This window comes from Ideonella sp. sgz306126, from assembly GCF_056032705.1.
This window is the reverse complement of sequence record NZ_JBVYWP010000001.1, coordinates 509,977-532,921: the sequence shown is the minus strand read 5'-3', so window position 1 is coordinate 532,921 and position 22,945 is coordinate 509,977. Positions and strand designations below refer to the sequence as shown.

At 68.3% G+C, this 22,945-nt stretch carries 25 protein-coding genes; 18 read left to right on the top strand and 7 right to left on the bottom strand.

The features are described from left to right. Nucleotides 1–2 precede the first annotated feature (2 nt). The 4 genes from AC0N04_RS02490 to AC0N04_RS02475 all read right to left on the bottom strand — a co-directional run bounded on the left by AC0N04_RS02490 (nt 3) and on the right by AC0N04_RS02475 (nt 4,001). A complete protein-coding gene (locus tag AC0N04_RS02490; RefSeq protein WP_474278263.1) occupies nt 3–785 on the bottom strand; it encodes a 3-hydroxybutyrate dehydrogenase in 783 nt (260 codons plus the stop codon). Nucleotides 786–836: 51 nt separating this feature from the next. After that, entirely contained in the window at nt 837–1,574 is a 738-nt protein-coding gene (locus AC0N04_RS02485; protein WP_474278261.1) for an acetoacetate decarboxylase, read from the bottom strand. Between the two features lie 16 nt (nt 1,575–1,590). Further along, complete coding sequence (locus AC0N04_RS02480) at nt 1,591–2,763, bottom strand: patatin-like phospholipase family protein (protein WP_474278258.1); 1,173 nt, start codon at nt 2,761–2,763, stop codon at nt 1,591–1,593. A gap of 173 nt (nt 2,764–2,936) precedes the next feature. Continuing rightward, complete coding sequence (locus AC0N04_RS02475; protein ID WP_474278256.1) at nt 2,937–4,001, bottom strand: homocysteine S-methyltransferase family protein; 1,065 nt, start codon at nt 3,999–4,001, stop codon at nt 2,937–2,939. Between the two features lie 205 nt (nt 4,002–4,206). Between AC0N04_RS02475 and AC0N04_RS02470 the strand changes: the two genes are divergently transcribed. The 13 genes from AC0N04_RS02470 to AC0N04_RS02410 all read left to right on the top strand — a co-directional run bounded on the left by AC0N04_RS02470 (nt 4,207) and on the right by AC0N04_RS02410 (nt 17,119). Further along, the gene (locus AC0N04_RS02470) at nt 4,207–5,493 is read left to right on the top strand and encodes an HD-GYP domain-containing protein (RefSeq protein WP_474278254.1); all 1,287 of its coding nucleotides are present in this window, start codon (nt 4,207–4,209) and stop codon (nt 5,491–5,493) included. Continuing rightward, nucleotides 5,490–7,664, top strand: coding sequence for a putative bifunctional diguanylate cyclase/phosphodiesterase (locus tag AC0N04_RS02465; RefSeq protein ID WP_474278252.1), 2,175 nt, complete (start codon nt 5,490–5,492; stop codon nt 7,662–7,664). The genes AC0N04_RS02470 and AC0N04_RS02465 overlap by 4 nt, the downstream gene beginning before the upstream one ends. A 64-nt stretch (nt 7,665–7,728) precedes the next feature. Continuing rightward, nucleotides 7,729–8,034, top strand: a complete 306-nt coding sequence (locus AC0N04_RS02460) for a DUF1840 domain-containing protein (protein ID WP_474278250.1) — start codon at nt 7,729–7,731, stop codon at nt 8,032–8,034. After that, complete coding sequence (locus AC0N04_RS02455; protein WP_474278248.1) at nt 8,031–8,696, top strand: histidine phosphatase family protein; 666 nt, start codon at nt 8,031–8,033, stop codon at nt 8,694–8,696. Before AC0N04_RS02460 ends, AC0N04_RS02455 begins: the two co-directional genes overlap by 4 nt. 84 nt (nt 8,697–8,780) lie before the next feature. Beyond that, nucleotides 8,781–9,869, top strand: coding sequence for a sterol desaturase family protein (locus AC0N04_RS02450; RefSeq protein ID WP_474278246.1), 1,089 nt, complete (start codon nt 8,781–8,783; stop codon nt 9,867–9,869). Between the two features lie 192 nt (nt 9,870–10,061). After that, complete coding sequence (locus AC0N04_RS02445) at nt 10,062–10,940, top strand: IclR family transcriptional regulator (protein ID WP_474278244.1); 879 nt, start codon at nt 10,062–10,064, stop codon at nt 10,938–10,940. Beyond that, nucleotides 10,937–11,713 carry an ABC transporter ATP-binding protein gene (locus tag AC0N04_RS02440; protein ID WP_474278242.1) on the top strand — a complete coding sequence of 259 codons (777 nt, stop codon included), beginning with the start codon at nt 10,937–10,939 and terminating at the stop codon, nt 11,711–11,713. The genes AC0N04_RS02445 and AC0N04_RS02440 overlap by 4 nt, the downstream gene beginning before the upstream one ends. Beyond that, entirely contained in the window at nt 11,713–12,417 is a 705-nt protein-coding gene (locus AC0N04_RS02435) for an ABC transporter ATP-binding protein (RefSeq protein WP_474278240.1), read from the top strand. Before AC0N04_RS02440 ends, AC0N04_RS02435 begins: the two co-directional genes overlap by 1 nt. Before the next feature lie 27 nt (nt 12,418–12,444). After that, the gene (locus AC0N04_RS02430; RefSeq protein WP_474278238.1) at nt 12,445–13,650 is read left to right on the top strand and encodes an ABC transporter substrate-binding protein; all 1,206 of its coding nucleotides are present in this window, start codon (nt 12,445–12,447) and stop codon (nt 13,648–13,650) included. A gap of 55 nt (nt 13,651–13,705) precedes the next feature. Then, complete coding sequence (locus AC0N04_RS02425; protein ID WP_474278236.1) at nt 13,706–14,590, top strand: branched-chain amino acid ABC transporter permease; 885 nt, start codon at nt 13,706–13,708, stop codon at nt 14,588–14,590. Between the two features lie 4 nt (nt 14,591–14,594). Next, complete coding sequence (locus AC0N04_RS02420) at nt 14,595–15,542, top strand: branched-chain amino acid ABC transporter permease (RefSeq protein ID WP_474278234.1); 948 nt, start codon at nt 14,595–14,597, stop codon at nt 15,540–15,542. A 50-nt stretch (nt 15,543–15,592) separates the two neighbouring features. Next, nucleotides 15,593–15,964 (top strand): DUF2946 family protein, encoded by a 372-nt coding sequence (locus AC0N04_RS02415; RefSeq protein WP_474278232.1) that lies wholly within the window; start codon nt 15,593–15,595, stop codon nt 15,962–15,964. 156 nt (nt 15,965–16,120) lie between these two features. Next, nucleotides 16,121–17,119, top strand: coding sequence for a TonB-dependent receptor (locus AC0N04_RS02410; RefSeq protein ID WP_474278230.1), 999 nt, complete (start codon nt 16,121–16,123; stop codon nt 17,117–17,119). Between the two features lie 7 nt (nt 17,120–17,126). Here AC0N04_RS02410 and ruvB read toward each other — a convergent pair whose 3' ends face one another. Then, on the bottom strand, nt 17,127–18,194 hold the full coding sequence (gene ruvB, locus AC0N04_RS02405) for a Holliday junction branch migration DNA helicase RuvB (RefSeq protein ID WP_474278228.1): 1,068 nt from the start codon (nt 18,192–18,194) through the stop codon (nt 17,127–17,129). 107 nt (nt 18,195–18,301) lie between these two features. Here ruvB and AC0N04_RS02400 point away from each other — a divergent pair, with 107 nt between their 5' ends. The 3 genes from AC0N04_RS02400 (at nt 18,302) to AC0N04_RS02390 (ending at nt 20,042) form a co-directional block, all read left to right on the top strand. Next, complete coding sequence (locus tag AC0N04_RS02400) at nt 18,302–18,694, top strand: DUF2946 domain-containing protein (protein ID WP_474278226.1); 393 nt, start codon at nt 18,302–18,304, stop codon at nt 18,692–18,694. A 98-nt stretch (nt 18,695–18,792) separates the two neighbouring features. Next, nucleotides 18,793–19,449 (top strand): Crp/Fnr family transcriptional regulator, encoded by a 657-nt coding sequence (locus AC0N04_RS02395; protein ID WP_474278224.1) that lies wholly within the window; start codon nt 18,793–18,795, stop codon nt 19,447–19,449. Between the two features lie 98 nt (nt 19,450–19,547). Then, nucleotides 19,548–20,042, top strand: coding sequence for a copper chaperone PCu(A)C (locus AC0N04_RS02390; protein ID WP_474278222.1), 495 nt, complete (start codon nt 19,548–19,550; stop codon nt 20,040–20,042). Nucleotides 20,043–20,115: 73 nt separating this feature from the next. Here the strand turns inward: AC0N04_RS02390 and ruvA are convergent, their stop codons facing one another. Beyond that, complete coding sequence (ruvA, locus tag AC0N04_RS02385; protein ID WP_474278220.1) at nt 20,116–20,688, bottom strand: Holliday junction branch migration protein RuvA; 573 nt, start codon at nt 20,686–20,688, stop codon at nt 20,116–20,118. Nucleotides 20,689–20,722: 34 nt separating this feature from the next. On the opposite strand from ruvA, the gene AC0N04_RS02380 reads away from it, so the two are divergent. Together AC0N04_RS02380 and ybeY are read left to right on the top strand one after the other, a co-directional pair. Further along, complete coding sequence (locus tag AC0N04_RS02380; RefSeq protein WP_474278218.1) at nt 20,723–21,706, top strand: PhoH family protein; 984 nt, start codon at nt 20,723–20,725, stop codon at nt 21,704–21,706. Then, nucleotides 21,706–22,164, top strand: a complete 459-nt coding sequence (gene ybeY, locus AC0N04_RS02375; protein ID WP_474278216.1) for an rRNA maturation RNase YbeY — start codon at nt 21,706–21,708, stop codon at nt 22,162–22,164. The genes AC0N04_RS02380 and ybeY overlap by 1 nt, the downstream gene beginning before the upstream one ends. 17 nt (nt 22,165–22,181) lie before the next feature. Here the strand turns inward: ybeY and AC0N04_RS02370 are convergent, their stop codons facing one another. Further along, nucleotides 22,182–22,880, bottom strand: a complete 699-nt coding sequence (locus AC0N04_RS02370; protein ID WP_474278214.1) for a PEP-CTERM sorting domain-containing protein — start codon at nt 22,878–22,880, stop codon at nt 22,182–22,184. Between the last annotated feature and the right edge of the window lie 65 nt (nt 22,881–22,945).

Sequence of the window (22,945 nt, the reverse complement as noted above, 5' to 3'; positions counted from 1 at the left end):
CCTCACTGCATGAACCAGCCGTGGCTGACGACCAGCGACTGGCCGGTCAATGCGTTCGAGTTGAACGACGCGAACATCAGTGCGACGGCGGCGACGTCTTCGACGGTCGTGAATTCCCCGTCCACGGTCTCCTTGAGCATCACTTTCTTGACGACGTCGTCCTCGCTGATGCCCAGGGCCTTGGCCTGCTCGGGGATCTGCTTCTCGACCAAGGGCGTGCGCACGAAGCCGGGGCAGATCACATTGGCCCGGATGCCGTGCCGGCCGCCTTCCTTCGCCACGGTCTTGCACAGGCCGATCAGGCCATGCTTGGCGGTCACATAGGCCGACTTCAGCACCGAGGCTTCCTTGGAATGCACCGAGCCCATGTAGATGATGCTGCCACCGCGTCCCGAGGCCTGCATGTGCGGCACGCAGGCCCGGGTGGTCAGGAAGGCGCCGTCGAGGTGGATGGCGAGCATCTTCTTCCAGTCGGCGAAGGGAAACTCTTCGATCGGGTGCACGATCTGGATGCCGGCATTGCTGACCAGCACATCGACGCCGCCGTACGCACTCACCACCTCCGCCACGGCGGCGATGACCTGTTCCTCGCTGGTGACGTCCATGGCCACGGCCATCGCCGTGCCGCCGGCTCGCGTGATGTCGTCGACGGTGACCTGCGCAGCGTCCTGGCTCAGGTCGGCGATCACCACTTTGCCGCCTTCGCGAGCGAAGGTCAGTGCGATCTCCTTGCCGATGCCGCTGGCAGCGCCGGTGACGATGCAGACCTTGTCCTTGAGTTTCATGGAGCGCCTTTCGTTGGGGAGAAATGGGAGCGGTCTGCGCGTTGGCGCGCTTCAGGCCAGGTAATCGTGGACCACCTGTCCCAGGCCCAGCGTCATGTCGGTGAGGAGGTGGGTGCCGGAGATCACCTCCAGCACCGGCAGTCGGGCGACCGGTGCGAGCGCGTGGCTGGCCAACTCCAGGGCCACCGGGCCGGTCCAGGCGCCCTTGACGGTGACGTCCTCGAGAAAATACCGCACCAACTCGCACACCCGCGCGCTGCCGTCGACGTGAGGAATGATCTTCAGCAGGTAGTTCGGCGCCAGCAGGCTGGCATGCACCGCCGCCATGTCCAGCGCGCGATGCTTGTAGCCCATGGTGGCGGTGGCGACCCGCACGGAGCCATAGTCGAGGGTGCCCAGCAAGGTGTCGGTCTCGACCCGCAGCGAGGGGGAGGCGAGCTTTTTCGGGAACCCCCACAGTTCGCGGCCGCCGGCAATCGGCGCCTCGTCGTTGAGGTACATCGAATGAACGTAGCCGCCGGTTTGACCTTCGAAGCTGACCGGAATGACCTGGCCCGATTCCGTGTAGTCGCCGAAGCCCGTGGAGTCGGGCATGCGGATGAACTCGTACTTCACGATCGGCTCGGTCACCTGCAAGGGCTCCGGAACCACGGCCCGCAGCGCGTCCAGGTCGGTTCGATAGGTCACCACCAGGAATTCGCGGTTGACGAACCGGTAGGGGCCCGGCGGAAAAGCCGGACTGGTCAGCGGCATGGCAAAGGCTGTGCGCCGTACGTCGTCGATGTTCATGCGCCGATGTCCTGGGTTAGGGTGGGGGGCTGCCGTCGGCGGCAGCGTCGAAGACATGCACTCCGGTACTGCCCGGAGCGTGGTTGACCCAGCGCGGATCCAGCAAGCTGCGCGCCATGTCGCCGACGCCGGCCTGCCAGTGCTCCCGCATCGACAGGCGCGAGAACTCGTAGTCCTTCGACTGGGTTTCGTAGTGCTTGCTGCGATAGATCAGGTGAATGACATCGATCTCGCCCAGGCAGCTCAGGCGCGACAGCGCCAGCGCGTCCGGATCGTCGCGCAGGGACTCGGGCAGCTTGCCGATCAGGCGCTGGACGGCTTGCGCGATGACCTGGCGGTCCAGCGTGTGGGTGGTGTTCAGCCGCGTCCTGCTCGAAAAGCGGATGTCCTTCTCGCGCTCGGTCACTTCGGCCAGCGAGGCCGGCAGCGCGCCGCGGGCGGCGAACAGGTCGACCTGAAAGACCACCCGGCGCTGCCGGCCAGGCTGATCGAGCACGTACTGCAAGGGCGTGTTGGACACCAGTCCGCCGTCCCAATAGGCCTCGCCGTCGATCTCGACCGGTGCAAAGCCGGGCGGCAGTGCACCGCTGGCCATGATGTGACGAGCGTCCAGCGGCTGCCGGGCCGAGTCGAAATACTCGAAGTTGCCAGTGCGCACGTTGACCGCGCCGACGGACAGCCGGACGTCGCCGCGGTTGATCCGGTCGAAGTCCACCAGGCGCTCGAGCGTTTGACGCAACGGGGCGGTGTCGTAGTAGCTGATCGCCTCGGGTGTGCCCTTGCGTTGCAGCGGCGCCGGCGGAAACCGCGGGCTGAAGAAGCCGGGCACCCCGAACAGCATGACCTGGGTGGCGCTGGCGTCGTTGATCGACTCGCGCAGGCCCGCGGTCGGCATCGCGGGGGCCGCCGGCAGCGACGAACTCACCAGCTGCCAGAATTCCCGCAGACGATCCAGGCGCAGATGCTCCGGGTTGCCGGCGATCAGCGCGGCATTGATCGCGCCGATCGAGATACCCGCAACCCAGGTCGGCTCGTGTCCGCTGGCTTGCAGCGCCTCGTAGACACCGCCTTGGTACGCCCCCAGCGCACCGCCGCCTTGAAGCACCAGCACGCAATCGCGAGCCGTGTGGGGCGTCGTGTGCGGATCGGCGTCAGTGAGCGGCGAGGGCGTCGAGCCAGGAGCTGTCATCTGCGGGTCATCCATGCAACGACCGCCCAGGCGGTCGACAGGATGCCCGGGCAGTCCACCCCGCATCGGCCCGTGAGGGGCTCGAACCGCGTCGGGGCAAACCCGTCGGACCCGAGGACGCGCGGGAAGTTCAATCCAGCGAGGCGGCAGGCGCGATCGGCGTTGTGGCGACCTCAGGCGTCGGTCGAGGTCAGCAGGCCGCCGAACAGCGGTTCGTGCCGGCTGCGGGGACGGTAGCGGCCGACATGGCGGGCGATCGACGCGATGTGGTCCGGCGTGGTGCCGCAGCATCCGCCGACGATGTTCAGGAAGCCCGCCTTCGCGAAATCTTCCATCAGGCCGCCGGTGACCTCGGGGGTCTCGTCGAAGCCGGTCTCGCTCATCGGGTTGGGCAGGCCGGCGTTCGGGTAGCAGCTGATGAAGGTGTCGTCGGCCAGTCGGCCGAGCTCTTCGATGTAGGGACGCATCAGCGCCGCGCCCAGCGCGCAGTTCAAGCCGACCGCCAGCGGCCGCGCGTGGCGCACCGAGTGCCAGAAGGCGCCCACCGTCTGGCCGGACAGGATGCGACCCGACGCATCGGTGACGGTGCCCGAGATGATCACCGGCAGGCGCTGGCCGGTCTCTTCCATCAGCTCGTCCAGCGCGAAGATCGCCGCCTTGGCGTTCAGCGTGTCGAAGATGGTCTCGACCAGGAACAGGTCGACGCCGCCGTCCAGCAACGCGGCAGCCTGTTCCTTGTACGCGTCGCGCAGCTGGTCGAAGTTGACGTTGCGCGCGCCGGGATCGTTGACGTCCGGGCTGATGCTGGCGGTACGCGGCGTCGGGCCCAGCGCGCCGGCGACGAAGCGGGGCTTGTCGGGGGTGCTGTAGCGGTCGGCGGCGTCGCGCGCCAGGCGGGCAGCCGCCAGGTTCATCTCGCGTGCCAGGTGCGCCAGGCCATAGTCTTCCTGCGCGATCGCGGTGGCGCCGAAGGTGTTGGTCTCGATGATGTCGGCGCCCGCCGCCAGGTATTGCTCGTGGATCTCGCGGATCACGTCGGGCCGGGTCAGCACCAGCAGATCGTTGTTGCCCTTGAGGTCCTTGGGGTGGTCCTTCAGCGCAGGGTTGCGGAAGTCGGCCTCGCCCAGCTTGTAGCGCTGGATCATCGTGCCCATCGCGCCGTCGATGACGACGATGCGTTGGGCCAGGATCGCCGGCAGCGCGGCAGCGCGGGTGTAGGGGGCGGGCAAGGTGCTCATGGCCCGATTGTAGGAACGCGGGCTCGACCGGGCTCGGCAAGGGGTCGGGGCGGCCCGGTCGCCTGGGTTCGCTGCCGGCCCGCCGGCGCAAACCCCCCGGCGGCGAACGGATTTGAGCCAGGTCAGGATTCAAGTTCTTTCCAGAATCGGCCGAAACAGGGCACAGAGGGTCCGGCCCAAGGGGGGCGGCCAGGGGAGCATCATCATGACGGAAACGGTTGAAATTCAGGATCTGCAGGTCGGCATGTTCATTCATCTGGACCTGGGCTGGATGGCGCATCCGTTTCCGCTGTCGAGCTTCAAGATCAGCTCGTCGGACCAGATCGAGACGATTCGCGGCCTGGGGTTGAAGCGCGTGCGCTGGAGCCCGGAGCGCAGCGACGTGGCGCAGACGCCCGCCTCGGCAGGCGCCAGGTCCGCCGCCGTGCCGGACGAGGCCTCGCAGGCGCCCGAAGCCCCGGTCAAGCCGGCCCTGAGCGCGGCCGAGGAGGAGCGCCTGCGCCGCGCCCAGGCGCTGGACGCCCAGTGCGCCGCCATCCGTCTGTGCGAACGCCAGTACGGCGAGGCCTGCCGGGATCTTCGCCGGGTCAACGATGCGGTGACCGCCGAGCCGGTCCAGGCGCGCGACAGCGCCCAGCGACTGACCCAGGCCTTGCTCGACAAGATGCTGGTCGAGGGCGAGTTGTGCGTGCGGGTGCTCGGCGAGCCGGTCGGCGACCGCTTCTCGGCGCATGCGATGAACGTGGCCATCATCTCGATGCTGCTGGGGCGGGCGGTGGAGATGGCGCCGGCCGACCTGGTCGATCTGGGCACCGGAGCCTTGTTGCACGACGTGGGCAAGCTCGACCTGCCCGATCGCCTACGCCTGCTGCACGACAACTTCAACCGCTCGGAAACCGCGCTGTACCAGGAGCATGTGGCGCACGGCGTGGCGCACGGCCGGCGCATGGGCCTGGCGCCCGCGGCGCTGCTGGTGATCGCCCAGCATCATGAGCTGGCCGATGGTTCGGGCTACCCGAAGGCGGTCCCGCTCGACCGCATGGCGGCGGCCGCGCGCATCGTGGCGATGGTCAACCACTACGACAACCTGTGCAACCCGGCGCTGCCATCGCAGGCGCTGACGCCGCACGAGGCCTTGTCGCGCATGTTCGCCCAGATGCGCAACAAGTTCGACGCGACCATGCTCAACGCCTTCATCCGCCTGATGGGCATTTATCCGCCCGGCTCGTTGGTGCAGCTGTCCGACGAGCGCTACGCGATGGTCATGAGCGTGAACTCGGCCCGGCCGCTCAAGCCGCGCGTGCTGGTGTTCGACCCGGATGTGGCGGCAGCGCAGGCGCTTCACCTCAACCTGGACAGCGCCCCGGACATCGGCATCCGCCGCAGCCTGAGGAGCGAGCAACTGCCGCCGCGGGCGGTGGACTACCTCGCCCCACGCCAGCGCATCTCCTACTTCTTCGACATGGAAGCGGCCCCTGCGGAGGTGTCATGACGCCGGTGCGACCGCCCGAAGGCGCCGCGGGCTGCTCGGCCGGACCGCCGCAACCCGCACGAGCCCTGGTGGCGAGCGACAGTGCCGCTGCGCTGGCCGGGCTGCCGGTTCAGGCCGCGCTGCTGGACGGGCTGGACGACGCCGCCTGGGTGATCGACGCCCGCACGCTGGTGGTGAGCTGCGCCAATCCCGCCGCGGCCCGGTGGCTGGACGATCCGTCCGCCACCTGGGTCGGGCGACCCGCAGAGAGCCTGTTGCCCTGCCTCGAAGACGCGGCGTTCTGGGCCGAGGTGCGCGCCGGCCACCCGGGTTCGCTGGTGTCGGAGACCGAGCTGCCGGCACCGCATGGCCGGGTGCTGAGCGGCCTGCGCCGCATCGTGCCGATCCGGGCGCGGCCGGACGAGCCCCCCGCCGCCTACCTGATGACCTGGCGCGACCGCAGCGCCGAGCGACAGGCCGAGCGCGATCGGGAGCGGGCGCTCGCCGAACTGCGGGCGACGCTGGAAGCGACCGCCGACGGCATCCTGGTCACCGATCTGGCCGGCGGCATCCGCGCCTTCAACCGGCGCTTCGCCGCGCTGTGGTCGCTGCCCGATGCGGCGATGGCCGAGCGCGATGACGCCCGCGTGCAGCAATGGATGCGCCTGAACGTGACGGAACCCTTGCGCTACCAGCAGCGACTCGACGAGATCCAGCAGCATCTGCAGATGCAGGCCACCGACACCGTGACGCTGATCGATGGCAGCCGGCTCGAGCGTCATACCCAGCCTCAATGGAACCAGGGTCGGCCGATCGGCCGGGTGTACTCGTTCAGGGAGCTGAACCGCAAGCGGGTGGGCGCGCCGCGGCGCGAGCACGACGGCCATCTGGACGAATGGACCGGTCTGCCGCACCGGGGAGGCTTCGTGGCGCGGCTCGAAGTGGCGGTCGCGGACGCCCGCCAAAGCGGCGCCGCGCTGTCCGTGATGTGCATCGAGTACGACCGCCAGGCCTTGTTCGACGAGGGCGAGAGCGCGTGCCAGGCGCGCAACCTGGCCGAGCTGGCCGAGGGCTTGCGCGCCGGGCTGCGCGCGCCGCAGCCCATCGCCAGGCTGGGCGGCGCGCGCTTCGGGGTGCTGCTCGAACACTGCGGCGACGAGGCCGCCGAAGCGCAGGCGCGGCGCTTGCTGGCCCAGGCCCGGGCCGTCAGCCCCGGGGCGCTGGCAACCGACGGCTTGGGTTTGACCGTGGGGATCGCCTCGTACCCGCAAGCCGGGCTCAGCGCCGACGAGTTGCTGGACCATGCCGAGGCGGCCCTGACCCAGGCCTTGCGCATCGGCAGCGATTGCCTGGTCCATCGCTTCGCCAGCTCGGCCGACTCGCAGCGGCAGCTTCGATTGACGCGCGCGCTGCGCGAGGGCTTGGCCGATCCGCAATTCAGCCTGCTCTACCAGCCGCGCTGCGACACCGTCGGCGGGCAGGTGCAGGCGGTCGAGGCGCTGGTGCGTTGGCACGACGCCGGCCAGGGGCTGCTGCTGCCGTCGCAGTTCCTGCCGATGGTCGAGCGGGCCGGGCTCTGCGGCGTTCTGGACGACTGGGTGATGGAGCAGGCGCTGCGGCAGATGCAGGCCTGGCGCGCGGCGGGCAGGTCGATGCGTCTGGGGCTGAACGTCAGCGGCTGGCAACTGACCCAGCCGGGCTATGCGCGGCGCGTCAAGGCGGTGCTCGACCATGCTCAATGGTCTGCGGGCGACCTGGAGCTCGAGATCGCCGAATCGGCGCTGCAGGCCGATCCCGAGGCCGCGCGATCGGCGGTGCAAGCGTTGCAGCGCTTGGGCGTGCGGGTGGTGCTGGATGGCTTTGGCGCCGGCGAGGCGTCGATGGCGCTGCTGGCGGGCCTGCCGTGGTCGGCCGTCAAGATCGACCGAAGCCTGATGGTCCGCGTGCCGCGTCAGCGTGCGGCCGGTGCCCTGGTGAGCGCGATGATCCGCCTGGCGACCTCGCTGGGCATCGAGGCGCTCGTGACGGGCGTCGAGAACGAGGCCCAGCGCCAGTTCGTGGCCGAGCAGGGCTGCGACGCCTGGCAGGGCTTCCTGTTCGTCGCGCCGATGCCAGCGGCCCAGCTCGGTGCCCGGCTGGGTGCGCTGGAGCGGGCGGTCGCGGCCGACGGCGACCGCGGCACGGGGACCTGAGGGTTCGGGTGCCGCGGCACAATGCAGCTTGGCCGCCGTGTCCGGTGGCGCACAAGGCTCCGCCATGATTTACAAGTTCAGATGCAAGGTCGCCGGCGACGTGATCATGCTGGGGCCGAATGGCCACCAGGTGCTGACGCTGATCGGCAAGACGCCCGCGCCACAAGGCATCATCGAGCCGGCGGCGATGGCCGCGGCGATCGACGCGCTGCATGCCGCGATCGCGGCGGACGACGCGCTGCGGGCGCATGGCAACGTGGTCGCGGACGACGCGGAACACCCTGACCCGATTTCCCTGCACCAACGTGCCTGGCCTTTCGTCGAGATGCTCAAGCGGGCGCTGGCCGCTGACGAGCCGGTCGTCTGGTGAGCGCCGTCGACCCGACGCGAGTGATCGCGGTGCGTCATGGCGAGACCGCCTGGAACGTCGACACCCGGCTGCAAGGCCAGCTCGACATCCCCTTGAACGACCGAGGCCGCGAACAGGCGCGCCGCGTCGCCGCGGCGCTGAGCCATGACGCGCCGGACGTGGTCTACAGCAGCGACCTGTCCCGGGCCCGCGAGACGGCCGAGGCGGTGGCGCATCGGCTGGGTCTGCCGCTGCGCACCGATGCCGGCCTGCGGGAGCGCTGCTTCGGCGTCTGGCAAGGCCACACCTATGCCGAAGTCGAGCAGCGCTGGCCCGAGTTGAGCGAGCGGTGGCGGCGGCGCGAGCCCGGCTTCGGCCCCGAGCAGGGCGAGACGCTGCAAGGATTCTTCGACCGCGTGCTCGCCTGCGCGGTGCGTCTGGCGGCGGCCCACCCCGGACAGAGCGTGCTGATGGTTGCCCACGGCGGTGTGCTGGACTGCCTGTACCGGGCCGCCTCGCACATGGCGCTGGATGCGCCCCGCACCTGGGAGTTGCCCAACACCGGTGTCAACCGGTTGCTGTTCAACGGACGGGGTTTCACGCTGGTGGGCTGGGCGGACGTGCAGCATCTGGACGACGGCTCGCTCGACGAATCGAGCGACCGCGTCGGCCACGCTGCCTGAAGCTGGCGCGACCGGGCTGCAGGTTTTCCCCAGTCTCGCGGGGTCGCCCGCCCGGGGCATGATGCGGCGCCCGCCGCGCCGCCCATGACACCCGCCCAGATCATCGTTCTCGCCATGCCGGTCTTCCTGCTGATGATGGGCGTCGAGTTCGTCATCGGCTGGCGCCGCGGCCGCAACACCTACCGCCTGCACGACACCTTGTCCAGCCTGGGCCTGGGCGTGTTCAGCCAGATCGTCGGCCTGTTCACGCGCCTGTTCGCGATCGGCTTGTACAGCGGGGTCTACGAGCATCTGGCGGTGTGGCGGCTGCCGGCCTCGTCGCCGGCCGTGTGGGTCGCCGGTCTGCTGCTGTACGACCTGCTGTACTACGCGCTGCACCGTGCAGGCCACCGGGTCGCGCTGCTGTGGGCCGCGCATGCCGTGCACCACCAGAGCGAGGACTACAACCTGTCGACCGCCCTGCGCCAGACCGGCACCGGCTGGCTGGCCGGCTGGGTGTTCTACCTGCCGATGGCGGTGATCGGCTTTCCGCCGCAGGTGTTCGGGACGCTGGCGCTGATCGACCTGCTCTACCAGTTCTGGGTCCATACCCGCCAGATCGGTCGCCTGAGGTGGTTCGACCGCTGGCTCTGTTCGCCCAGCAACCACCGCGTGCACCATGCCGTGAACGATCGCTACCTCGACAAGAACTACGGCGGCATCCTGATGGTCTGGGACCGGCTGTTCGGCACCTTCGTCGAAGAGGACGACCTCGAGCCCATCGTCTACGGCACGCGGACCCCGCTGCGCAGTTGGGACCCGCTGTGGGCCAATGCGGAGGTGTACGCGAAGCTGCTGCGCGACACCTGGCAGACCCGCCGCTGGGCCGACAAGCTGGCGTTGTGGTGGGGGCCGCCCGGCTGGCGGCCGGCCGATGTCGCCGAGCGCTTTCCGGCCCCGCCGTTCGACCTGCACCGGCCTCGCTTCGACCCGACCCTGGGACGTCTGCGGGCAGCGCTGGCGACGGGGCTGTTCCTCGGATTGCTGTCGGCGACGGCGGTGCTGCTCTGGCGGGCGCAGACGATGAGCGGGGGGCAGCAGGCGGGGGCGGCGCTGTCGATCACGCTCGGTCTGTGGGCGACCGGGCGCCTGTGCATGCCGCCCGCCGACCCTGCGGCCGAGCGTGCCGGCTGAGTCCGTCGCCGCGGCGCGTTCAGGGCAATCCCTGTGCGGACTTTCCCGCGAATGCCCGCGCCGGTCATCGTCGAAGCCGGTGGCCGTGCCTACACTGCGTTCGACCTGCTGAACTTGTATTCAGCAGGCTGAACCGGCTCATCCGAGTCGGACCGGTTGCTGTACTACCGCCCAACGGACTCGATGCACGCTGTGACCCTGTCAGCCCCCGCTCGCCCGACCCGCAAGCGCCCGCCTGCGGCGGCGTTGCCGCGGCCGGCGCTGGTGCCCGCGGTCGATCGGGCCCTGTCGCTGCTGGATCACCTGGCGCAGCAGCGCGAGCCGATGAGCATGGCGCGACTGGCGACCGAACTGTCGTTGCCCAAGAGCAGCGTGCACGGCTTGTGCACCACCTTGCTGAGCCACGGCTATCTGCGGCGGCAGGATGATGGCGCGTTCCGTCTCGGGCCGCGGGTGATGTCGCTGGCCGAGGCCTTCGTCGAGAGCACCGAGGTGGCTCAGGAGTTCAACGCGCTCTGGCCCGACGCCGCGGCAGCGCCCGAGGAAACGGTGATCCTGTCGGTGCTCAACGGCAGCGAGGTCGCCTATATCGCGACCCGCCAGGGCAAATGGCCGCTGGGCCTCGCGTTCAAGGTCGGCATGCGCCTGCCGGCGTGGCTGGCGGCCACGGGCAAGGCTCAGCTGGCGTTCCAGGATGCCGACACCGTGCGGCGCATCCTGGGCGCGGGCCCGCTGGCGCCGCTGGTCGGCCAGAGAGAGCGTTCGGTGGCGGAAGTGATGAAGGAGCTGGCGCAGGTGCGGGCGCAGGGTTTCAGCGTCGACGACCAGGCGGTACGCGAGGGCGTGTACGCCATCGGCGCGCCGGTGTTCGATGCGCTCGGCCGGCCGGTGGCGGGGCTGGGCATCTGCGTGCACATGGCGGGGCGCCAGCGTGAAGTCGCGCCGCGGCTGCGAGACGCGGTGCTGAAGGCGGCCGGCCTGTTGACCGAACGCCTGGGCGGCAAGGCACCGGCGCCGCTGCGATCGAAGGCGCCGGCGCGGCCCGCCGCCGCCAAGCCGAGAACCTCATGAGCCAGAACGACATCCTTCTCGAAACCCGCGAACTCACCAAGGAGTTCAAGGGCTTCGTCGCCGTGAGCAAGGTCAACCTTCAGGTGCGGCGCGGCAGCATCCATGCGCTGATCGGCCCGAATGGCGCGGGCAAGACCACTTGTTTCAACCTGCTGACCAAGTTTTTGACGCCGACGCGCGGCACGATCACCTTCGACGGTCACGACATCACCGGCGAATCGCCGGCGGCGATCGCACGGCGCGGCGTGATCCGGTCGTTCCAGATCTCGGCCGTGTTTCCCCACCTGACGGTGCTGGAGAACGTCCGCGTCGCGCTGCAGCGCCAGCTGCGCACCTCGTTCGATTTCTGGCGTTCCGAGCGCTCGCTCACGGTGCTGGACGACCGCGCCATGGCCTTGCTGGACGAGGTCGACCTGACCCGTTACGCGCAGATCCCCGCGGTCGAACTCAGCTACGGGCGCAAGCGGGCGCTGGAGATCGCGACGACGCTGGCGATGAGCCCGAAACTGATGCTGCTGGACGAACCGACCCAGGGCATGGGGCTGGAAGACGTGGATCGCATCCGCCAGCTGATCAAGCGGGTGGCCGCGGACCGCACGGTGCTGATGGTCGAGCACAACATGAGCGTGGTGTCGAGCATCGCCGACACCATCACGGTCTTGCAGCGCGGCGCCACGCTGGCCGAAGGGCCGTACGCGGAAGTGTCGAAGAATCCTGCGGTGATCGAGGCCTACATGGGCAGCGCCGATGCCGAGCTGAAAGGGGCGCATTGATGGCCGTGCCATTCCTGGAAGTCGCCGGCCTGCAGGGCTGGTACGGCGAATCCCACGTGCTGCATGGTGTCGACTTCCACGTCAACGAGGGCGAGGTCGTGACGCTGCTGGGCCGTAACGGCTCGGGGCGCACCAGCACGATGCGGGCCATCATGGGGTTGATCGGCGCGCGCAAGGGCTCGATCAAGGTACGCGGCACCGAGACCATCTCGATGGCGACCCACCGCATCGCGCGTCTGGGCGTTGGCTATTGCCCGGAAGAGCGCGGCATTTTCTCCAGCCTGTCGACCGAAGAGAACCTGATGCTGCCGCCGACGCTGGCGGCCGGCGGCATGAGCGTCGAGCAGATCTACGCGATGTTCCCCAACCTGCGCGAGCGCTCGGCCAGCCAGGGCACCCGCCTCTCGGGTGGCGAGCAGCAGATGCTGGCGGTGGGTCGCATCCTGCGCACCGGCGCGAAACTTCTGCTGCTCGACGAGATCTCGGAAGGGTTGGCGCCGGTGATCGTGCAGGCGCTGGCCGAGATGATCCGCACGCTGCGCAAGAGCGGCTACACGATCGTGATGGTTGAACAGAACTTCCGCTTTGCTGCACCGCTGGCGGATCGCTTCTTCGTGATGGAGCATGGTCGGATCGTGCAGCAATTTGCGCAGTCCGAACTGGCAGCCAACATGGAGATGTTGCACGAGTTCCTCGGTGTGTGAGCTGTTTTTCAAACGAAGGAGAGATGCATGAAGCGCAAGACACTGGCCATCGCGGCGAGCGTGGCACTCGGCGGCCTGATGGCGGCATCGGCGGCGCGCGCCGCTGGCAATGAGGTGGTGATCGGCGACATCGACGATTTGTCGGGTGTCTACTCGGACGTGATCGGCCAGGGCGGCATCGAGGCCGCCAAGATGGCCATCGCCGATTTCGGCGGCACGGTGCTGGGCAAGAAGATCGTGCTGCTGAGCACGGACCACCAGAACAAGCCGGACATCGGCGCTTCCAAGTTCCGCGAGTGGGCCGACCAGAACGGCGTCAACATGGTGCTGGGCGGCTCGAACACCGGCGTGTCGATCGCGATGGCCAAGGTGGCGGCCGCGAAGAAGGTGCCGTTCATCGCGATCGGCGCGGCGGGCGCCTCGCTGACCAACCAGGATTGCACGCCCTACACCGTGCACTATGCCTACGACACCACCGCACTGGCCAACGGCACGGCCAGCACCATCGTCAAGAACGGTGGCAAGAACTGGTACTTCCTGACCGCCGACTATGCGTTCGGCACGCAGCTGCGCGATGCCGCCACCAAGGTCGTGACGGCCAACGGCGGCAAATCGATGGGCGAGGTGCGGGTGCCGCTGTCGACCTCCGACTTCTCGTCCTTCCTGCTCCAGGCCCAGGGCTCCGGTGCCCAGGTGCTGGGCCTGGCCAACGCGGGCGGCGACTTCACCAACTCGCTCAAGGCCGCGCAGGAGTTCGGCCTGACCAAGACCATGAAGCCGGCCGCGCTGCTGGCCTTCATCTCGGACATCCACAGCCTGGGGCTGAAGACCGCCCAGGGCCTGTACCTGACGACGGGTTGGTACTGGGACCTGAACCCCGAGACGCGCGCGTTCGGCAAGCGCTATTTCGAGGTGATGAAGAAAGAGCCGACGATGAACCAGGCGGCCTACTACTCGGCCGTGATGCACTACCTGAAGGCGGTCAAGGCGGTCGGCTCGACCGACTCGGACAAGGTCATGGCCGAGATGAAGAAGACCAAGATCAACGACTTCTTCGCCAAGGGCGGCTACATCCGCGCCGATGGCCTGATGGTCCACCACATGTACGTGATGCAGGTGAAGACCCCGGCCGAGTCCAAGTACCCCTGGGACTACTACAAGCTCGTCAAGGACATGACCGGCGAAGAGGCCTTCGGCCCGATCACCGGGGCTTGCCCGATCGCCAAGCACTGAGGCGAATCCGGCGGACGCGTGATGCGTCCGCCGATCTCATGAACAGCTACGCCGCATGACCGAAATCTTTGGCTACCCACTGCCGGTGATCCTGGGCCAGTTGATGCTGGGCCTGGTCAACGGTTCCTTCTACGCCATGCTCAGCCTGGGCCTGGCGGTGATTTTCGGCCTGCTGGGCGTGGTCAACTTCGCCCACGGCGCGTTCTACATGCTCGGCGCCTACGCCGCGTATGTCGGACTCGACTCGTTGGGCATCAATTACTGGGCCGCGCTGGTGCTGGCGCCGCTGGTGGTGGGGGCGCTGGGCATCGTGCTCGAACGCCTGCTGCTGCGCCACCTGTACCAGCTCGACCCGCTCTATGGCCTGCTGCTGACCTTCGGCCTGGCCTTGATCGCCGAAGGCGTGATGCGCGACCATTACGGCTCCTCGGGCCAGTCCTATCCGGTGCCCGATGCGTTGCAAGGCGTGTTCAACCTGGGCTTCATGATCCTGCCGATCTACCGCGCCTGGGTCATCGCGGCGTCGCTGGTGGTGTGCTTCTCCACCTGGTTCATCATCGAACACACGCGGCTCGGCTCGACCTTGCGCGCGGCGACCGAGAACCCCCGCCTGGTGCAGGCCTTCGGCACCAATGTGCCGTTGATCGTGATGCTCACCTTCGGCAGCGGGGTCGCGCTGGCGGCGCTGGCCGGCGTGCTCGCGGCGCCGGTGATCCAGGTCACGCCGCTGATGGGGTCGTCGCTGGTGGTGGTGGTGTTCGCGGTGGTGGTGATCGGCGGCATGGGCTCGATCTTCGGCGCGATCGTCAGCGGTTTGGTGCTGGGCATGGTCGAGGGGCTGACCAAGGTCGTCTACCCCGAGGCGTCCAGTGTGGTCGTGTTCCTGATCATGGCCGTGGTCTTGATCTGGCGCCCCGCCGGTCTGTTCGGGAAGGTGTGATCCGATGCGTCTGACGATGATCGCCTACGGCGCCCTGCTGCTGCTGGCTCTGGCCGTGCCGTTGCTGGGGATCTACCCGGTACTCGTGATGCAACTGCTCTGCTTCGCGATGTTCGCCTGTGCCTTCAACCTGCTGCTGGGTTATTCCGGCATGCTGTCCTTCGGCCATGCGGCCTTCTTCGGCTTCTCGTCCTACGTGACGAGCTGGTTGATCGTGGCCCGGCACTGGGACACGGTCGAAAGCATCCTGGCCGGCGTGCTGACGGCGGCGCTGCTGGGGCTGGTGATCGGTGCCATCGCGATCCGCAGGCAGGGCATCTACTTCGCGATGATCACTTTGGCGCTCGGCCAGCTGGTCTATTTCGTGTGCCTGCAGGCACCATTCACGGGCGGCGAGAACGGCATCCAGGGCGTCAAGCGCGGCAGCTTGTTCGGCCTGGTGTCGCTGCATTCCGATGACAGCATGTACTACTTCGTGCTGGCCGTGTTCGTCGGCGTGTTCCTGCTGATCCGCCGCATCGTGCACTCGCCCTATGGGCAGGTGCTCAAGGCGATCCGCGAGAACGAGCCGCGTGCGATCTCGCTGGGTTACGAAGTCGATCGCTACAAACTGCTGGCCTTCGTGCTGTCGGCCTCGATCGCGGGGCTGGCCGGCTCGCTCAAGGCCTTGACGCTCGGTTTGGCAAGCCTGACCGACGTGCTGCAGTCGACCTCGGGCGAGGTCATCCTGATGACCTTGCTGGGCGGCACCGGCACTTTCTTCGGTCCGGTGCTGGGCGCCTTCACCGTGGTCGGTTTGCAGAACGTGCTGGCGGACCTGGTCGGCTCCTGGGTGACGGTGATCATCGGCGCGACCTTCGTGGTCTGCGTGGTCGCATTCCGGCGCGGCTTCGTTGGGGAAGTGCTGGCGTGGCGGCTGCGGCGCCGCGCTGCGGTCGCCGCCTCGGCCTGAACGAAAAGACTGCGCCGGGCGGTACCGCGAGCGGTCGCTATCATGACCGCATGACCCGTGCCCTGCGTCGCCGAATTTCAGGCTGGCTGACCGCCGTCCTGCTGTTTGGGACGCTGTCGGCCACCTTCGGCGTGGCCTTTGCCTCCACGTCGTCGGACTTCGGCGATGCGGGGCAGGTCTGCAGCGCTGGCGAGGGTCCGGCTCTGCGGGGCCCGGCCGCACCCGGCCAGCCGGCGACGCCCTTTCACGGCCATTGCGTCTTTTGCACGATCAATGCGCTGGGCCTGGGTCTGCCCAGCCAGGGCGTGCCGGTCGTGCCGATCCGCGGCACCGGCTTGGCGGCGCCTCGGCGGGTTGCATGCGCAGTCCGTCGACAAACGGGCTTCACCCGTCCTCCGCCGCGCGCACCGCCGCGCGCCTGACCTCCCCTGGTCCACCGTGCTCCGGCTTGGCCGGGCGACGTGTCGCGACCCCGAACCTCTCTTTGACGACCTCACCGCGGCCGCGTGCTGGCGGTGTGCCGAACTGTGCGCGGGCCGCGGAGCGCAGCCCGCTTTGGAGCTCTTTGGAGAACCGAGATGAAGATTTCAAGCCCGATCTTGCTGACCGCCTTGGCGGCGCTGCCTGCCGGTTCGGCGTGGGCCTGCGCGAGTTGCGGCTGCAGCATCAATTCCGACTGGCAGGTCCAGGGGCTGGCGACCACGCCGGGCTGGAGCCTGGACCTGCGCTACGACTTCCTGGACCAGAACACGCTTTGGTCCGGCTCCGGAACGATCTCGCCCACGGCGGCGGCCGTGGCCGTCAACCCGCAGACCGGCGGGCCGGCCGAGGTCGAGCGCGACACCAACAACCACTATCTGACGGCAACGCTGGATCACAGCGATGGCCGAGCCTGGGGCGTGAGCCTGAGCCTGCCCTACATCAACCGCAACCACAGCACCCTGGGGGTTGGCAGCGATGGGGTGACGTTCGATCCGGCGAACGGGGCCTATGTGTCGTCGGCCAGCGGTTGGGGCGACGTGCGCGTGGTGGCGCGCTACTTCGGGTTTTCGATCCAGAAGGACGTCGGGCTCACCCTGGGTCTGAAGCTCCCCACCGGAGCCAAAGACCAGCGCGCGAGTGACGGCAGCACGGCGGTGGACCCTGGCCTGCAGCGGGGCACCGGCACCACGGACCTGTTGCTGGGCGCCTATCGATTCGGTGGCCTGTCACCCGCGTGGCGCTATTTCGCGCAAGCCAGCGTGCAGATGGCTCTGAACAGCTCCGGGATGGCAGGGGGCTCCTACAAGCCGGGCAACAGCCTGAACCTGAGTCTTGGCGCTCATTACGTCGGCCTGCCGTCCATCGTTCCCATGCTTCAGCTCAACGCCAGAGCCGCGAAAGCGGACTCCGGTCAAGCCGCCGATACGTTCGCGACCGGCGGCACGCTGGTCTACCTGACCGTCGGGGCTGCACTGCCGGTGTCGCGACGCTTCTCGCCGTATGTGAACCTCCAGGTGCCGGTGTATCAGCACCTCAACGGCATTCAGTTGACACCCCGGGTCATCGGATCGCTAGGCGCCCAGTGGGCGTTCTGACCTCGGATCAGCCTTCGAACAGGTCGCCGCCGCGTTGCGGCGGCGTCAGACCCAGATGCCGGTAGGCCAGCAGCGTCGCGACGCGTCCGCGCGGCGTGCGTTGCAGGTAACCCTGCTGGATCAGGTAGGGCTCGATCACGTCTTCGATCGTGCCGGGCTCCTCGCCGATCGCCGCCGCGACGTTGTCCAGACCCACCGGGCCGCCGTCGAACCGGTGCACCACGGCGTCGAGCAGCTTGCGGTCCATCACGTCGAAGCCGACCGGATCGACGTCCAGCATCTTCAGCGCCGCATCGGCGATCGCCATGCTGATGTGTCCCGTGCCTTTGACGTCGGCATAGTCGCGCACGCGGCGCAGCAGGCGGTTGGCGATGCGTGGGGTGCCCCGGCTGCGCCGTGCGATCTCCAGCGCACCGTCGGGGTCGATCGGGGCATTGAGCAAGCCTGCCGAACGGGTGACGATGCGGGTCAATTCATCGGCGGTGTAGAACTCCAGGCGCGCGACGATGCCGAAGCGGTCGCGCAGCGGGTTGGTCAGCATGCCGGCGCGGGTGGTGGCGCCCACCAGCGTGAAGGGCTGCAGGTCGAGCTTGATCGAACGGGCCGCCGGCCCCTCGCCGATCATGATGTCGATCTGGTAGTCCTCCAGCGCCGGGTAGAGGATCTCCTCCACCACCGGGCTGAGGCGGTGGATCTCGTCGATGAACAGCACGTCGTTCTTTTCGAGATTGGTCAGGATGGCCGCCAGGTCCTTGGGCTTTTCCAGCACCGGCCCCGAGGTCTGGCGCAGATTGACGCCCAGTTCGGTGGCGATGATGTGGCTGAGCGTCGTCTTGCCCAAGCCGGGCGGACCGAACAGCAGCACATGGTCCATCGCCTCGGATCGCTTGCGCGCCGCGCCGATGAAGATTTCCAGCTGCTCGCGCGCCTTCACCTGACCCACGTAGTCGGTCAGTCCCTTGGGGCGCAGCGCCCGCTCCAGCGCCTCTTCCTGCGGGGTGGCGGGGCTGGCGGTGACCACGCGCGTGGCCGGGCGTGCCGGCAGGTCGCCGAAGTCGTCGGTCTGGATGGACATACAGGCATTATCGCCACAAGCGGCGCGCCGGCGAGGGCCGGCTTCGCCAGCGCGACGACTTGACCTGGATCGCTGCAGCCCTCTCGCACCCTGCCTACAATTCAACCGTGATTGCCTCGACGCAACTTCGTCTGCGGCGCCTGTCCTGGATCGTCTTCCTCGCGATCTTCGGCGTGGTGTTCGCCCCTACGCTGTCCAATGCGGCGGCGACTTGGCGTGCGGACGGCGGTTATTGGGACGTGCTGTGTTCCGACGACGGCGTGCACTCCGCGCTGGACGATGAGAGCCGCGCCCCGCTGGATCTGGCTGCGGGCGTGCTGCACCACCTGCGCCACTGCCCGATGTGCGGCCTGGCGACGGTGGCGATGGCGCCCCCGACTTCCCTGCCTGTCCTGTCATGGCCTGGCCGCGATGTGCTGGTGGGCGCCCGCCCGCCGGCGGTGGCGCCGGCGATCTGGCGCTGTGACGCGCAACCCCGAGCGCCTCCCTGCGAGACCTGAGCGGTTTGTCCGTCGGCAGGGCTGCGGCCTGCCGCGTTCAGTGTTGTCTGGTCGGCCGCGCGCCTTGGGCGCCGCCGCCGGCCTCAGGGACTCTCGACATGAATTTCGATCTCATCAACCGGTCGGCGCCCGAAGCGCCGACGGCGCTCGCCTCGGGCGAGGCTTTGTTTGACGCCGGGGCTGCCGGCACCGTCTGGCAACTCGCCAGTGGCGCATTGCGCCTGGACCGGGTCAGCCGCGAAGGTGAACGCTTCGCGCAGATCGCGCTGCCCGGCGATCTGTTGGGGCTGGAAGTGCTGGCAGCCTATCCCCATGCCTTCACGGCGCGGGCGATCGTGCCCAGCACGGTCGTGCGGCGCAGCCTGCTCGGCGACGCCGAGCGGCGCAGCGCGCTGGTCGACGGCCTGATCCAGCAGCAGCGGCGCAACGACGACTTGATTGCGTTGCGCAGCGGGCCGGCGCAGGAGCGCCTGAAGCATCTGCTGCTGCTGCTGGCGCCGGCGGACGCGCCGTGGGCCGAAGGCGACAGCCGCTTCGCACTGCCGACCATCAAGGACATGGCGGCCATCATCGATACGGCGCCGGAGACGGTGTCCCGGATCCTGGCCAATCTCAAGCGCCGCCAACTGGTCGACAGCCGCCAGCGCCAGAGCGTCAGCGTCAGTGCGGCCAGACTGCGGGACAGTTCCTGGCCCGCGGGCCTGACCCGCAGTGACGGGCGCCAGCGTGCGGTGCCGCTGGTGACGCCGTCGTGACGAGGCGGCCCGCCGCGGGTCTCCGCCATCTCTCGGTCGCGCAGCTCAGGTCTGGCCGCTGCGCGACTTCGTTCAATCTCCGGCCGGCCGATGCGAGGATGTCCATGTTTCTTTCCAAAAGCCGGCTGCTGGCCAGCCTGTGTGCCGTCGCGCTGACCACGCCTGTGTGGGCCCAGACGACGGTCAAGGACGCCTGGGTGCGCGGGGTCGTCGCCCAGCAGACGGCCACCGGGGCCTTCATGCAGATCACCTCGGCACACGGCGGCAAGCTGGTGTCGGTGGCATCGCCGGTGGCGGGCGTGGTGCAGGTCCATGAGATGAAGATGGACGGCAACGTGATGAAGATGGGACCGGTCGACGCACTGACCCTGCCGGCCGGGCAGACGGTGACGCTGCAGCCCGGTGGCTACCATGTGATGCTGATGGACCTGAAGCAGGCCTTGAAGGCGGGTGATCAGGTGCCGCTGACGCTGACCGTGGTCGACCAGGACGGCAAGAAGGAAGTCATCGAGATCCATGCGCCGGTGCGCGCCCTGGGGATGCCCGGCGCGGGCCCGCAGCATGACATGGCGCCGATGGCCATGCCCCACTGACCCTGTCTGCCGTGCGCCCCCGCGCCGGGCCGGCGGTCGGGGGACGCTCGGTCGCGGCCCGCGGTGTGGTGCGTCAGGCCAGCGATTTCAACGCCAGTTTGATGCCGTCGCTGACGCCCACATCGGGAGGCAGCTTCTTCAAGGCCGCGGCCGCGTCCTTCTCGCTGTAGCCCAGGGCGACCAGGGCCTGAACGATGTCGGCCTGGGCCTCGTTGGCCAGGTGGGTGGCCGGCAAGCCGAGGTCCGGGCCCAGCTTGCCCTTCAATTCCAGAAGCAGCCGCTCGGCCGTCTTCTTGCCGATGCCAGGCACCTTTTGCAACCTTGCGCCCTCCTGGCGGGCGACCGCACCCGCCAGATCGGCCACCGACAGCCCCGACAACAGCGACAGCGCGGTGCGAGGCCCGACACCGGAAATCTTCACCAATTCACGGAAGGTGCTGCGTTCCTCGTGGGTGAGGAAGCCGTACAGCAGGTGCGCATCTTCGCGTACGACGAAGTGGACCAGCAGCGTGACCTTCTCGCCCAGGCCGGGCAGGTTGTAGAAGGTGCTCATCGGCACGTCGACTTCATAGCCGACGCCCTGCACGTCCACCAAGACCAGCGGGGGGGACTTTTCCGCGAGCAAACCCGTGAGGCGACCGATCATGACGGGGATTATCGTTTGCCGGACAATCGCAGCGATGATGCTTCGCCACACCTTCGAGCCGCTGGACAACACCCGCCTCAACCACCTGTGCGGTGCGATGGATGCGCACCTTCGCGCCATCGAGGCGGTGCTGCCGGTCACCCTGTCGCGGCGTCAGGCCACCTTCCGCATTGAGGGCAGCAAGCGCGACGCCGAGAAGGTGCTGGCGCTGCTGCAGGCGCTCTACGAGCGGGCAAAGAAGGCGATTCCGGCCGACACCCTGCAATTGGCGCTGGACGACTTGCTGCGGGGCGACAAGCCGATCGTGGTGCCTGCGGCGGGCGACAGCGACATCGTCCTGCACACCCGCCGTGCCGATCTGTGCGGCCGCACGCCCAACCAGGTGCAATACCTGCGGCAGATCCTCGCCCACGACATCACGCTGGGCATCGGGCCGGCGGGGACCGGCAAGACCTTCCTCGCGGTCGCCTGTGCGGTGGACGCCCTGGAGCGCAGCGCCGTGCAACGCATCGTGCTGACCCGCCCGGCGGTGGAGGCCGGCGAGCGCCTGGGCTTTCTTCCCGGTGACCTGACGCAGAAGGTCGACCCCTACCTGCGGCCGCTGTACGACGCGCTCTACGACCTGATGGGCTTCGACCGTGTCACCAAGGCCTTCGAAAAGGGGACGCTGGAAATCGCCCCGCTGGCTTTCATGCGCGGACGCACGCTGAACCACAGCTTCATCATCCTCGACGAAGCGCAGAACACGACGCCGGAGCAGATGAAGATGTTCCTGACCCGCATCGGTTTTGGCGCCAAGGCGGTCGTCACGGGGGACGTCAGCCAGATCGACCTGCCGCGCGGCATGCCCAGTGGCCTGATCGACGCGGCCGAGGTGCTTGCATCGGTGAAGGGGGTGGCCATGACGCGTTTTACCTCGGCCGACGTGGTGCGCCATCCGCTGGTGGCTCGCATCGTCGAGGCCTACGAAGCACAGCGAGAACAAAAAGACGCCTTGCACAAGAAGGAGGCGCGCTGATGTCCAACGGTCGGCCGACGCTACGCCTGTCCCTGCAATTCGCCGATCCGGCCCACCGTGCGGTGCTGCCGCGCCACAAGGTGGCGCGCTGGATCCGTGCCGCGCTGGAGGCGCCCGGTGAAATCACGGTGCGCATCGTCTCGGCCGACGAGGGGCAGGCATTGAACCGAGACTACCGTCACAAGGACTACGCAACCAATGTGCTGACCTTCGACTATGCCCACGAACCGGTGGTGGTGGCCGACCTGGTTCTGTGCGCACCGGTGGTCGAGCGCGAGGCGAGCGAGTTGCAGGTGCCTCTGGCAGATCACTACGCCCACCTGCTGGTGCACGGCACGCTCCATGCCCAGGGCTACGACCACGAGGATGACGAGGTCGAGGCCGAGGCCATGGAGGCGCGCGAGACCGAGATCCTGCAAGGGCTGGGCTTGGCCGACCCCTACCGTCAGCGCCGCTGAAGGGGCGTCGACCGGGCTCAGCGTGCCGTACGCCGCCGCCGGGCCAGGCCCAGCATCCCCAGGCCCGCCATCAGCAGCGCGGCCGACGCCGGCTCGGGCACCGCCTGGACCGCGTTGATGGAACTCAGGTAGAACTGATTGGCCTTGAGGCCGCCGTAGGCGAAGGTGAACGTGGTGCCGGTCAGGTGCAGGCCGCTGATCTCGCCGGATCCCAGTGGCAGGGCCGTGGACACGCCATCCAGCAGGAAGGTGGCACCGGGGGCCCAGTTGGTGACGTTGTGGCCGTCGGCCCGCAGGCCGATGTCGCTGATCGTGACGGGATGGTCGAAGCTCAGCGTGAGCGTCTCGCCCGAAGTGATGTTGTCGTCGCTGTTGTTGTTGGACTGGTGATAGACACCCAGCCCCGCGCCGTTCAGCAGGTTGGGGGCCCAGGCATTGTCGTGATCCTGGACGACGGCTGCCGTCGATCCCAGGTACGAGCCGGTGGCCTTGACGGTCATGCCGCCGGCGGTGTAGGTCAGGTCGCCGTTGCGGGTGCCGTGATCGACGTTCGAGCTGCAGAGATCGCCGCCGGTGCAGGAGATGCCGTCGGTCGGCAGAAAGCCGGCGTTGATGCCGCCGTTGTAGGTCAGATCGCCGAAGTCGAAATTCATCGCCGAGGCAGGCGACAAAGCAGCGGCGGCCAGGCCGCCCAGCAAGAGCTTGTGGATGTACATGGTGAGAGTCCCTGAGTGCTTGGCGCAACGCGCCGGACCATCGTAGCGTCGGTGCGCCCGCGGTG